The sequence below is a fragment of the Eisenbergiella sp. OF01-20 genome, from assembly GCF_003478085.1.
GTDB lineage: Bacteria > Bacillota > Clostridia > Lachnospirales > Lachnospiraceae > Eisenbergiella.
Genome location: NZ_QUES01000036.1, coordinates 1 through 12,512, shown reverse-complemented (window position 1 = coordinate 12,512; position 12,512 = coordinate 1). Strand labels below are relative to the sequence as shown.

Below are 12,512 nucleotides of genomic sequence, written 5' to 3'. Positions count from 1 at the left end.
TAATGGCAAAAGAAATTTTACCCGTAGATTTTAAGGACGATATTATGAGCGAGTCTATGGAAGGACGTCGCAGATATCGGATGATACAAAATCCGGATGGCACCGTATCCTTTGAGGATACTACGGAATATGACCAGATAGGAAGCCTATTTGGACAGGGCCAAATAAATAAAACGAACCAGGCCGTGAATGAAAGTCTGGATAAAAGCAGAGTAATTGACAATATTAACGATATTGCGTCTAATTCTGAGACTGGATATGTGATGGGGGCTTTGGCTGGAAAGGAATTAAATCAGAATTTAGGAGGGGTGAATTTTATCTCAGAGGGAAGCGGCGCGGACGTAAAATACTACGCCCAGTTGGGTGCCGATGCAGCATCAAAAAAATTATTGGGTAATGGTATTGATCTTGGAATTATCAATGCTGTTTCCCAATCAAGCATAGGGGCTAGGAATTCTATTTTTAATATATCATCGGTTTTTTCTTCCTACAAAAATATCACAAAAGACAATATAGTATGGATGCCTATTGCATATACAAATTATCCTATAGGTAGTACCGATTGTCTTAGTTTTCAAGGTCTTAGGCTAGTATCTTACGATACTAATACTGGTAATATAGAGATATCTGGAGGTTCAAATCGTAACTATCATTGGGGGTTTTCCTTTTCAAAAGTAAGGATAATTATTGTATATTAAAGGCCGCTTTAAAGTAAAGCAAAAGCATTTATATCATTAGTACCATTATTGACACTACTGAAATAAATGGAAAAGCTCTGTCCTTCCCGCAGAAAAACTGTGATCGGAAAATATTCACCGTAAAGTGTGTCTCCTCCACCCACTCTAAATATTTCGACATTATCCAATTTTATAACGGCACAAGAATTTTCACTCCATAATCTTGCTGTGCCTGTAACGCAACAAGCTTCAGGGGCGGTATATGTGTAAGTTGTCTTAACACCCGATGAGTTACAAACTGTTGCAAGCTTTCTTGCTGTGTTTATATAACCACAGCGTAAAGCTAAATTCTGATTTAATTTAAAACTAAGAAAATTAATATTTATAAAGAGTAGTGATAAGTTTTAACTTTATATAGTTTAAAATATAATATTTATCCTAAATTATATTAATGTATACTGAAGTCATTTATTATTTCAATAAATACACAAAAAAAATAACTCTTTAAACATTAAGTTTGCGAAAGTAGATATTTGTATCATATTTGAATAATTAAAAAAAATACCAACCTCTCGGAACTCCCGAAAAACTCCAGCTGGCCTGACGGTCGAGTTCCAATTACAGTGGATTTCATTGACATTGCCAAAATAAAAGGGTATAAGGAAAGAAAAAGCAGCCCTTTGCTATAGAGGGGATCCATGGAAAGAAAGGAAGACTGGAGAGATGGAAGAAAAAGATACATTTGGTAAGTTTCTGCGAAGGAAAAGAGAAGAATGCGGATTGACCCAAAAGGAGATGGCCCAGCGGCTGTTTGTGACAGAATCGGCCGTATCAAAATGGGAGAGAGGCATATCTTATCCGGATATATCCCTGGTATCCCAGATATGCAGTGTTCTTATGATCAGCGAGCATGAGCTGATTACAGCAAGTGAAGATATGGAACAGAAAAAGCTGGAAAAGCAGGCGGCTTCCTATCAGAACATGATCCGGGGTTATTCCATAACCATGCTGGTTATCTATGGTATTACACTGCTTACTTGTTTCATTGCCAATCTTGCAACAGAGCACAGGCTTTCCTGGTTTTTTATTGTAGGTGCAGGGATTCTGACAGCTTTCTGCCTTCTTTCCCTTCCTCTATACCTGAAAAAGTATAAAGCAGCAGTGACACTGGGCAGTTTCTGGTTATCCATTCTGTTGCTGCTGCTTGTCTGCGCTGTGTATACCGGGGGAGGCTGGTTTTTTGTAGCATTGTGGTCGGTAACTTTGGGTTTTTCCGTAGTCTTTCTGCCTTTTATTCTGCCTAATCTGCCGCTGCCGGTAAGCCTGTGTCGGCATAAGGCATTATTGTGTATTGCAGCGGATACGATTCTTCTGTTTATCCTTCTGGCCTCGGCCCTGCATTACAGCGGAAATATGGAGGATTATTTTACAATAGCCTGTCCCACAGCAGTTGCCGGGCTTATATATGTATGGGGCCTCCTTATTATTATTCGTTATCTGAACATACACCCATATTTCCGGACAGCTGCGGCACTGGGCTTCAGCGGTATTTATAATTTGTTTATCAACAGTATTTTGCATATGATTATAGACAGAAAGCCTTTTGTGCTGCAGCCTTGTGACTTCAGATTTTGGAGTGATGAATATATTAATGGAAATACCACAATGATTCTGTTTATTATCTGTATTTTGCTTGCGGTTGCTTTTTCGGTGGGAGGAATCATGATATCTGTTAAGAGGAGGGGAACAGAACCGTGGGAAAGAAATGAGTAAGGGATGGTGTTAAATGAAGGCAAGTGAAAAAGAGCAGAAAACGGAAACAAAAAGACGTATTTTTATATTCGGCATGTTTACGCTTATTTTCTTATTTATATTAGGGGCAGTTTATATACGCTGCAGAGAAACTATAGTACTGCTTCTGCTCATGCTGACGCCGGGACTGAGCGCACTTGCAGCAAGGCTGCTTACCGGGGAAGGAAAAAAAGATGCCTTTATACGCCCGTATTTCAGGAGAAACAAGGGATGGTATGTTGCCATATGGATTATTACGCCTTTTCTTGCTTTTATGGGCGCGGCGTTCTATTTTCTGGTTTTCCCCAAAGACTTCCAGCCGCTTTCCTCTCTTTGTGCGCAGGATAGCGGGAGTAAAACCATAGCAGAGTACATAGGGTATCTGGCAGCTACCCTCCCGCTGGCAGTATTGGTAAATCCTGTGATGGGGCTGGTGCAATGTCTGGGAGAGGAAGCCGGATGGCGCGGTTATCTGCTTCCCAAGCTGCTGGATTTTATGGAGCCGTGGAAGGCGGTGCTTCTTACCGGAGTGATATGGGGGGCATGGCATGCACCGGTAATAGCCTGTGGTTTTAATTATGGAACAGGTCATCCGGTGGCGGGAATTGGAGCCATGGTGCTGTTCTGTACAGTATTGGGCTTTATTCAGGGCTGGTTGTTTTTCCGGACAGGGACGGTTTGGAGTTGTGTTGTTTTTCATGCGGCGCTGAACGGGATGGATCTGTTCTCGCCGTCCATGCTTTTTACGGACGGTCAGGTGAACCCGTTCCTCGGCCCGGATCCCACAGGCATACTGGGAGGCATCTTTTTAATAGGGCTGGCGGCAGCAGCGCTTTGGGATATCGGATGGAAAGGGAATGCGGTAAATATGCCGGCCTGACGGAAGTCATTTATATAGCTGCAGGCTATATTGTTCCAGCTTTTTAGAGATCATTTTAAAAGGGTAATACATGAAAGAAGCGCAGCCCAACGATAATAAAAGTACTGCTGCTGTATATAAAAAATCACTTTGTATATAAAATTTATCGCTGCGGAACACCTCCAGAAACAGTCCGTGGATTAAATAAAGTTCAAAGGACCGGCTTCCCAGAAAAATGAGGATACGGTTTGTAAATCGTATTTTTAAGGTGAGAAGAAAAACAAAAATCATAAAATTGATAACGGCAAGGGTCTGCCATATAAAGCATATCCAGTTTCCAAGCATCTCTTTTGCAAAGATATGTTCCTTCATAAGAAGCGGCTCAATTCTATCCAATACTTGTACGGATTTCGGGAAGAAATAAAGAAAGGCCCCTGCAGAGACGAGTAGAAGCGGATAATACCATTTCCGTGTGTATTTCATAATAGGCTTTTCAAACTGGGCTATAAGGATACCGATAAAAAACAGGCTGCTGGAGTTGAACCACCATTCACCCTGAAACCAGTAAATACCCGGCCCCTTAACCATACAATAGGTGGGAAAAGCAATCTGGAAAACTCCCAGCAGAAAAAAGCTGATTATCCGGTTCCGGGTAAAACGGAAGGTTACAAAGAATACAAAGTAAAAAAGGGCAATTACAATAATATACCAGGATTGGGGATTAATAAGCTGTATTCCACTTACATATTCCAGCGAAAGCTTCAGCCCGAAACGGTCGCCGGTCAGATAATACACAAAAAGATATAGGATATTGCAAATAAAAAAGGGGACAAATATTTTTATATACCTGCGTAGAAAAAAGTGCCGGAAATAGTTCTGGTTGGTAAGGACACTTTTCATCAGCCCATATCCGGAATAAAAGAAAAATGCGGCCACACAAAGAATTCCCACCTCCAGAAAGACCCGGAAGGGACCGGGGTTGTCCAGATATTGGGACAGATGATGGTAAACAATAACCAGGGTGAAGAAACCGCGGAGCGGCAACTCAAAATTTTTAGTAAAATGATCCTCCTGGAAGTGTTCCGGCCCGGAGGAGCTTACTTGAAAAAGAAGTATAAACAGCAAAAGCAGTATGAATATATACATAAAAAATGTCCTCGTTATATAATATGCAGTATATGGGACTCGTATTCTGTTACTGTTCACTCCGTGACCAGTAACCTGCATAAATCCATTAAAATCGCCTACGGCGATGGGATTTATGCACTCTTGAATCACTTTCTCACGTACTGTGCAGTAAATGCACAGCACTGAGTGAACAGTAACAGTATTCTTCCTCACACGAAAAAACATGTAATCTATCATACACTATAAGGGAAAAATAAAAAGCCTTATGAAAAATATTTTTAAGGTTTTCTTAATTTACAAATACTTTTTATTTTCCTAATGTTTTATTAAATATTTCTAATGGGAATTGAATGAAGATCCTGCCTGTGCTATAATTTGCCCGTATAAAGGTGAAGGTATTAAACAGTTATGTATAAGGAGGTCTTTATGAATAAGTTTAAGAAACTGCTTGCTTTTGGCTTGTCCCTTGCTTTGCTCTGCGGTACGGCGATGTCTGTTCAGGCGGCAAACTGGATAGGGCCGGTAACGGTACGCACCGATTTCAGTGATACCTCCGTTCCCGCGGCGGTGCCGGTACTTCAATATGCGGGCAACGGGAATTTAACGATCCCCAATGTAGTGCTTCCCCAGGGGACAGCTTACAAAATCACCTGTACCTATGGTGGAAAAAGTAATTTTAGTGTGAGATTTATTACAGATGAGCGTACGGAACTGCTTGTAAATGCCATAGGTGTTTATGCGGGAACAACTCTTTTATCAGATGGTAATTCCGCTGTGCCGTTGGGTTCCCTTGATGTACGGGGAGACGGCAATTGGACAATAACCGTATCTACGGTCACTAACCTGTCCACGAAATCAGTGACCAGCGTGGGGGATAAGGTTACCGGGATGTTTTCCCTCCCTTCCACGGGTACTATCTTATCTATGAGCAATTCAGGAAAAGGGAATTTTATAGTATGGGCTCATTATTCCGATGGGACAAGCCAGCTGCTTGCCAGCGCAATCGGCCCCTATGCAGGACAAATGGTAATAAACAATCCTAAAAATACAACCTGCTATCTGGAGGTAAAATCTGAAGGACAGTGGGCAATTGATATGGGGTACGCGGATACGTTATCATTAGTGCCGGATGTAAATTAAAAAAAGTTCCGTTATGAGTTGATTTTTAGGCCTATTTTTGCTACACTGATACCAATTGGAAGAGATTTCACAGTACAGGAGTTATTTATGGATAAGAAAATGACCAAAACTGCAGATTTTATGATGCCCGCAGTCATGTCCATGAACTTCCGGTGCTTGTAGCTGTATAATGCAGATGCAAGTACGCAGAGGCTTGTATCTGTGTGGTCTGAATAGATAGGATTTAACCGCATGGATTCCAGAGTTTTCATTCTGACGATCTCTGCGGTTTTTTTTGCAGTTTATTCCCGCAGCTTACGGGTTGGAGAGAGCACGGGCGCACAGATGTAAAATCGATGGGGCAGCAGCTGTAAAAACAGCCCCGGTAAAGGAAGGTTTCCATATTATGTATGAATCTATGGGATATCAGATGAAAAGAGGATGGAAGGGAAAATGGCCGAAAGTCATGTAGAGGCCGCTGCCATCACCACAGAGGGAGGGCGCGGCATAAAACGGATGGCCGGTATATCGGAACATAGATACGTATCGTATTCGTTCCTATATCACTATACATGTATGCAGTGATATAGGAATGATAACAGGAAATCAGATATCGGAGGATAATAACATGGATTTTATATTGGAAGAGTGGAAAGAAGATCATATACCCGGTGTGGCAAAATACGCCAACAATGAAAAAATAGCAGGGAGGCTGCGGGATTCCTTCCCTTATCCCTATACGGAAGAAGATGCGCAGTGGTTTGTCAGGGACTGTATGGAAAAAGAGGGAAAAACACAGCTGTCCAGGGCTATTGTGGTGAACGGCGAAGCGGTGGGAAGTATAGCCGTGATACGAAAGGATGACGTATACTGTAAATCGGCGGAGCTTGGCTACTGGCTGGGGGAACCGTTCTGGAGAAAAGGGATTATGACCAGGGCGGTGCAGCAGATGTGTGAGGAAGCATTCCGCCGCTATAAGCTGGTGCGTATTTATGCGGAGCCGTTTTCCACCAACCTGGCTTCCAGGGGGGTTCTGGAAAAGGCAGGCCTCCAATTGGAAGGAATTAAAAGAAAAAGTATTTTTAAAAACGGATGCATACAGGATTCTTACTTATATGCAATTATCCACGTATGATAAAAGGGCACAAGGGTCTGTCTGAACGGTTACCGCAACAGCAAGAATTAAGAAAATATTCCTTGTTTTTCCTTTCTCCACTGCTATACTGAAAGCATAGCAGAAAAATATAGGGAGTAAAGGGAGGTATGCCAATGGATGAGAAAAAAGAAACAGGAAGGCAGCGGGAAGATTACACACCGGACAGGAAAAAGGGCGGTCTGGGAGACTGGAAAGCGATTATTATCGCTTTAATTGCAGGAATTACGGCTATTTTGTGTGTTATGATTTTTTCCGGCAGCCTGGTGAATTATAAAAAAACCGCCGGTGCAGGAGGGCTTACGGCAACCGGATCGGCCAGCCTGGATTTTGAATCGGATCTGATAGTATGGAGAGGTAGCTTTTCCACTTATGGGGCTACGCCCAAGGAAGCCTATTCCATCATCAAGAGAGATTCGGAAATAGTAAAGGAATATCTGCTGGAAAACGGGGTTTCCGAGGAGGAACTGGTATTCAGTTCTGTGGATATTTCCCAGCGTTACCGTACGGAATATGATGAAAACGGTAATTATATAAGGGATTATCCGGATGGATATGATCTGTATCAGAGTCTGTCCGTAACCTCTGAGGATATTGATAAGGTAGAGAATATTTCCCGGGATATTACCAAGCTGATTGAATCCGGGGTGGAGTTTGTTTCCAATTCTCCTGAATATTATTGCACCAAACTGGATGAGGTGAAGCTGGAGCTTATTGAAAAGGCAACGGACAATGCCAAGCAGAGAATCGATATTATGGCGGCGGGAACCGGAAGCAAAACAGGGCAGATGCTGAGTGCGAATCTGGGGGTTTTCCAGATTACCGCCAAGAATTCGGGTTCCGGGGAATACAGCTACGACGGCGCATTTGATACCAGTTCCAGATATAAAACAGCTATGATAACAGTAAAGCTGAACTATGCGGTAGAATAAGGCGGCGGCCACCGCGTCGGCAGTGTTTCCTTCCTGCGGCTGCGGTGGCCGAAACTGCATTGAAACAGGGGATGAGAGGCAAGTGGCTCTTTTTAAAAAGAAAAAAGATATAACTTACCCGGAATTTCACAGAGAGAACCAGATACCGGTATTAAGGTGCAGCATCTGCACGGGGGAAAAGGTAGCTTGCTTCCGGGATAAAAAAACAGGGTATACGGAAGAGATCTTGTATATCCGAAGCCAAAGTGACATGCAGGATTTTCTCAAACGGTACGGGCTGGCGCAAGAGGATCTGAAAAAAGAGTGGTAGCTGCAGTAACAGTTCAGACCTGTCTGAACTGTTACTTGCTGTCAGGAAAGCAGCCAGGCCGGATGGCTGTTACTACTGTGGAAGCGGAGCTATCACAGGAAAAGCTCCCGAAAGGGAGACAGGTGTAATAAAATGGAATTAATATATGGGACAGGAAATCCTGCCAAATTTACGGTGATGGAAGATTACCTGAAGGAACTGGATGTAACATTAATAAGTCTGAATGAATTGTCCAAAGCAGAAGAGGTTCCTGTGGAAACAGGAAGAACTCCTTTGGAAAATGCCAGATTGAAGGCGGAATATTATTACGGGATTTTCCATAAGCCGGTTTTTTCCTGTGACAGCGGACTTTATATCAGCGGGTTGCCGCAGGAAGAGCAGCCGGGGATCCATGTGCGCAATGTGGGAGGCCGCCGGCTGTCAGACAGGGAAATGACAGCTTATTATGCAGGTATCGCACGCAGGCTGGGCGGAAAATGTCTGGCGGAGTACAGAAACGCTGTTTGCCTGCTGATGAACAGCGGGGAACGATATGAATATGAGGGGATGGATATCGGAGGAGGAAGTTTTTATCTGGTAGACAGAGCCAAAGAGCAAAAGGAGGAGGGCTTTCCGTTGGATTGTATATCTGTGGATATTGTTACCGGCAGCTATTTTGTGGATGACGGACAGCTGCAGTGCATGGCTTCCCAAAAAGAAGGCTTTGTACGTTTTTTCAGGAATGCTCTTTCCGGTATAGACAGGATGCCGGCCTCATAGGGAAGAATAATGAGGAGAAAACAGGATGGTTACCAAAAGGCTTTATTTCGAAAATGCGTACATAAAAGAGTTTGATGCCAGGGTGCAAAGCTGTGTGGAAGGAAAGAACGGTTATGAAGTAGTTCTGGATGAGACTGCTTTTTTCCCGGAAGGAGGGGGACAGCCCGCTGACCAGGGGTATCTGGGACAGGGGGAAGTGACGGATGTAAGGGACAAAAAAGATTATGTCCTGCATATCTGCACCAAATATCTGGAGCCGGGAACGACGGTACACGGAAGACTTGACTGGAACCGGCGGTTTCTCCACATGCAGCAGCATTCCGGTGAGCATATCCTTTCGGGAATGATTCATAGGATGTACGGATACGATAATATCGGTTTTCATATGGGAAAGGATTTTGTGACCGTTGATTTCAGCGGTCTTTTAACGGAAGAACAGATAGCCGAAGCGGAGAAACAGGCAAATGCGGCAGTGCTTGCGGATGAAAGAATACTTGCTGAGTATCCTTCAGGGGAAGTGCTGGAGAAACTTGCTTACCGCAGCAAAAAGGAAATTGACGGGGATATCCGTATTGTTACCGTTCCCGGAGCGGATGTATGTGCCTGCTGTGGAACGCATGTGAAGCGTACCGGGGAAATTGGCCCGATTAAGGTGACTTCTTCCGAGCACTATAAGTCGGGGATCCGCCTTACCCTGCAGATTGGCTGGATGGCACTGAACGATTATGATACGAAACAGAAAAATGTGAAGGCCGTGTCCAAGCTTTTGTCCGCGAAGCCTGAAGAAATCGGGGAGGCGGTACAAAAACAGCTGGATCAGATGCAGGAACTGAAGCAGGAAAATATAGCCTTAAAACAGCGGTTATTTGAAATGCTTTTAAAGGAAATCCCTCAGGGACAGGAAAAGGCGATCCTTTTTGAAGCAGGGCTGAATGCGGTAGAGGTGCGCAGGCTTGCGGATCTGGTGTCTTCGAGGGCAGGACTTGCCGCTGTCTTTTCCGGAAGCGACAGCGGGGGCTATAAATATGTGGTATGCAGCCAGGAGAAGGACGTAGCTGCGCTGGGTAAAAGAATGAATCAGGAGCTGAACGGCAGGGGCGGCGGAAAGAACCCCATGATTCAGGGTTCCCTTCAGGCTGGGGAACAGGCAATCCGGAAATTTTTTCAAGAACATTATTGACTTATTTTTATCAGGATGATATGATGAACTCCACGATAAGGGAGTAGTTGGCACTTGATAGTGTAGTGAAGTCAACATACTGATAGCCTGGCTATCTGGCTTTGCTTTAAATGATGAGACTTGTCTGCCCAGGGGGGCAGATAGGTCTTTTTTAAGTGCACCCGGCTGGTATGGCTTTCCTTAACAAGAGACGGCGGTACATGTGTATGGCAGTCGCCAGGTGAATATGCATGTTCGTTCGTTTGGATCGTTGCCCGCAGAAAAAAGGCAGCGGCTCAGACGGATAGGGACCGCTGGAACAGGGGCAAAAGAGGAGGAAAAAAGAATGAATCTTTGGGAATTGATGGTGATTGCGGTGGGGCTGTCCATGGATGCCTTTGCGGTGTCTATCTGCAAGGGGCTTTCCATGAAGAAAATGAGCTGGAAAAATGGGCTGATCGCCGGATTGTATTTCGGCGGATTTCAGGCGGGAATGCCGTTAATCGGCTATTTCCTGGGGACACAGTTCAAAGACCTGATTACCAATATCGACCATTGGATCGCGTTTGTCCTGCTTTGCCTTATCGGATTGAATATGGTGAAGGAGTCCCGGGAAAAGGAGGAGGAAGGGGAATGTAAGAATGATTCGTTTCAGGTTAAGACGATGGTTCCTCTTGCGGTGGCTACAAGCATCGATGCGCTTGCGGTGGGAGTTACCTTTGCCTTCCTCAGCGTGGACATCGTCCCTGCAGTATCCTTTATCGGGGTTATCACCTTTTTCTTAAGCGTTCTGGGAATTAAAATAGGAAATGTGTTCGGTACGAAATTTAAGGCGAAAGCAGAGCTGGCAGGAGGGGTTATCCTGATTCTGATGGGAACGAAAATACTCCTTGAGCATCTGGGGGTTTTAAATTTCTGAGAATGCCGGCAATAAACGGGGAGGCGCAGATATGAAAACAAGAAAAGAGGTTATCGCTTTTTGCCGGACCTTGAAGGGAGTCTATGAGGATTACCCTTTTCATGATGAAAACTGGACGGTAATGCGGTGCAGAGGAAATAAAAAGTCATTTGCCTATATCTATGAACGGGACGGAGGGATACAGGTGAATGTAAAATGCGATCCGGAATGGATCCGTTTCTGGCGGGAAGCATATCCGGCAGTAATTCCGGGCTATCATATGAATAAACGGTATTGGAATACCATAATCCTGGACGGCACGGTGCCGGACAAGGATGTCCGGCGCATGATTACCGAAAGCTACGGACTTGTTAAGCCGGCAGAAAATTCATAAGAACCATCACCAGCCCCAGCAGGGTAAGGACGCCTCCGGTAGCCCGGTTCAGGGTTTTTGCGGAGGCTTTGTTGGCAAAACGGGCAGCCAGCCTTGCGCCAAGAAGGGTGAACAGGATACAGAGCAGCAGAGCGGGTATATCGGGCATGCCTCCGATGGTAAAATGGGAAACAGCGCCGGTAAACGCCGTGAAAGCCATGATAAAAACGCTGGTTCCCACTGCTGTTTTCAACTCGTAGCCAAGTACACTTGTAAGGATAAGCAGCATCATCATTCCGCCGCCGGCCCCGATAAAGCCGCAGATGAAGCCGATTAAGGCGCCGCAGACGAGGGACTGGATGACTTTTGTGCGCGTATCCTTATTGGCCTGTGACTCTTTGGTGGTCATAACGGGCCTAACCAAAAATTTGATACCTAGCAGAAGTGTCATAAATACGGAAAAGCTTCCCATGGATCGGTTGGGCACCTTAGATGCGATAAAGCTTCCGGCAAGGGTGAATACAAGAACGGAAACGAGCATTATGATTCCATTTTTTATGTCCAGGTTTTTGTGCTTTCCGTAGGTGTAGGCCGATACAGCGGAAGCCAGAACATCGGAAGCCAGGGCGATACCGACGGCTTCGTAGGCGGGAAATCCCAGAAAAGTGATAAGCATGGGCGAAATGACGGCAGCAGCCGACATTCCCGCAAATCCTGTGCCTATGCCGGCTCCGAGTCCGGCAATAATACATACAATAATCGTTTCAAGCATATTCTACATCTCCTTCAGGTTATGGGATATAACGGATAACACGTGATCCACTACCTTCTTTTCTTCCTTTGTAATTCCTCTGTATATAAAACGCAGAAAATCCTCCTGCCGTTCTCTGGCGGCCTTAACCGCTTCCAGTGCGGGAGGGCATATCCGCAGATGGATAATCCGCCGGTCCTCCTTATCGGTGATTCCTTCCAGATATCCTCTTCCTGTCAGGGCATCCACGGCTTTGGACACATTTGATTTGGGGAAGGAACGCAGTTCCACGATATCCGAGGCCGTATCATAGCCCGGATTGTTGTACAAAAATAAAAGGACGTTTATTTCCATCCGGTTCAGGCCGTAACTGTCACTGACCTCGCCCAGATGCTTATTATACGCTTTGGTAAGGCTTCTGCCTGTGATCAGATAATCAATAATTCGATTCATACGCCCTCCGTCATATAGTTCTTTTTAGAACTAACTGGGTTTATAATAACATGAATACCGTAAAAGTCAAGCCGTGTTTTACATAAAACTTACAAACTATGAACCATTTATGATAATGTCCTTATATACCCCAAGCGAAAATGTCCCAAC

Annotated in this window: 13 protein-coding genes; 10 read left to right on the top strand and 3 right to left on the bottom strand. The window is 44.6% G+C overall.

Going from position 1 to position 12,512, the window contains the following annotated elements; genetic code table 11:
* Window positions 1-2: 2 nt before the first annotated feature.
* The 3 genes from DXA36_RS26715 to DXA36_RS26705 all read left to right on the top strand — a co-directional run bounded on the left by DXA36_RS26715 (window position 3) and on the right by DXA36_RS26705 (window position 3,348).
* On the top strand, window positions 3-698 hold the full coding sequence (locus tag DXA36_RS26715) for a hypothetical protein (RefSeq protein WP_118682323.1): 696 nt from the start codon (window positions 3-5) through the stop codon (window positions 696-698).
* 702 nt (window positions 699-1,400) lie between these two features.
* Entirely contained in the window at window positions 1,401-2,450 is a 1,050-nt protein-coding gene (locus DXA36_RS26710) for a helix-turn-helix domain-containing protein (protein ID WP_118682322.1), read from the top strand.
* Window positions 2,451-2,463: 13 nt separating this feature from the next.
* Window positions 2,464-3,348 (top strand): CPBP family intramembrane glutamic endopeptidase, encoded by an 885-nt coding sequence (locus tag DXA36_RS26705; protein ID WP_118682321.1) that lies wholly within the window; start codon window positions 2,464-2,466, stop codon window positions 3,346-3,348.
* Between the two features lie 6 nt (window positions 3,349-3,354).
* Here the strand turns inward: DXA36_RS26705 and DXA36_RS26700 are convergent, their stop codons facing one another.
* Window positions 3,355-4,473, bottom strand: coding sequence for an acyltransferase family protein (locus DXA36_RS26700; RefSeq protein WP_182479269.1), 1,119 nt, complete (start codon window positions 4,471-4,473; stop codon window positions 3,355-3,357).
* Window positions 4,474-4,881: 408 nt separating this feature from the next.
* Here DXA36_RS26700 and DXA36_RS26695 point away from each other — a divergent pair, with 408 nt between their 5' ends.
* From DXA36_RS26695 to DXA36_RS26660, 7 genes are all read left to right on the top strand, one after another.
* Complete coding sequence (locus tag DXA36_RS26695) at window positions 4,882-5,595, top strand: hypothetical protein (protein ID WP_118682372.1); 714 nt, start codon at window positions 4,882-4,884, stop codon at window positions 5,593-5,595.
* A gap of 607 nt (window positions 5,596-6,202) precedes the next feature.
* The gene (locus DXA36_RS26690) at window positions 6,203-6,709 is read left to right on the top strand and encodes a GNAT family N-acetyltransferase (RefSeq protein ID WP_118682319.1); all 507 of its coding nucleotides are present in this window, start codon (window positions 6,203-6,205) and stop codon (window positions 6,707-6,709) included.
* A gap of 134 nt (window positions 6,710-6,843) precedes the next feature.
* Window positions 6,844-7,659: an SIMPL domain-containing protein gene (locus DXA36_RS26685; protein ID WP_243114751.1), complete on the top strand. Its 816-nt coding sequence runs from the start codon at window positions 6,844-6,846 to the stop codon at window positions 7,657-7,659.
* 442 nt (window positions 7,660-8,101) lie between these two features.
* The gene (locus DXA36_RS26675; protein WP_118682318.1) at window positions 8,102-8,728 is read left to right on the top strand and encodes a non-canonical purine NTP pyrophosphatase; all 627 of its coding nucleotides are present in this window, start codon (window positions 8,102-8,104) and stop codon (window positions 8,726-8,728) included.
* A 25-nt stretch (window positions 8,729-8,753) separates the two neighbouring features.
* On the top strand, window positions 8,754-9,908 hold the full coding sequence (locus DXA36_RS26670; RefSeq protein WP_118682317.1) for an alanyl-tRNA editing protein: 1,155 nt from the start codon (window positions 8,754-8,756) through the stop codon (window positions 9,906-9,908).
* Between the two features lie 325 nt (window positions 9,909-10,233).
* Window positions 10,234-10,806: a manganese efflux pump MntP gene (locus DXA36_RS26665; RefSeq protein WP_118682316.1), complete on the top strand. Its 573-nt coding sequence runs from the start codon at window positions 10,234-10,236 to the stop codon at window positions 10,804-10,806.
* A 31-nt stretch (window positions 10,807-10,837) separates the two neighbouring features.
* Window positions 10,838-11,179, top strand: coding sequence for an MmcQ/YjbR family DNA-binding protein (locus tag DXA36_RS26660; protein ID WP_118682315.1), 342 nt, complete (start codon window positions 10,838-10,840; stop codon window positions 11,177-11,179).
* Here DXA36_RS26660 and DXA36_RS26655 read toward each other — a convergent pair.
* Both DXA36_RS26655 and DXA36_RS26650 read right to left on the bottom strand, forming a co-directional pair.
* Entirely contained in the window at window positions 11,157-11,930 is a 774-nt protein-coding gene (locus tag DXA36_RS26655; protein WP_118682314.1) for a sulfite exporter TauE/SafE family protein, read from the bottom strand. The genes DXA36_RS26660 and DXA36_RS26655 overlap by 23 nt on opposite strands.
* Window positions 11,931-11,933: 3 nt before the next feature.
* Window positions 11,934-12,362, bottom strand: a complete 429-nt coding sequence (locus tag DXA36_RS26650) for a MarR family winged helix-turn-helix transcriptional regulator (RefSeq protein ID WP_118682313.1) — start codon at window positions 12,360-12,362, stop codon at window positions 11,934-11,936.
* Window positions 12,363-12,512: the final 150 nt, after the last annotated feature.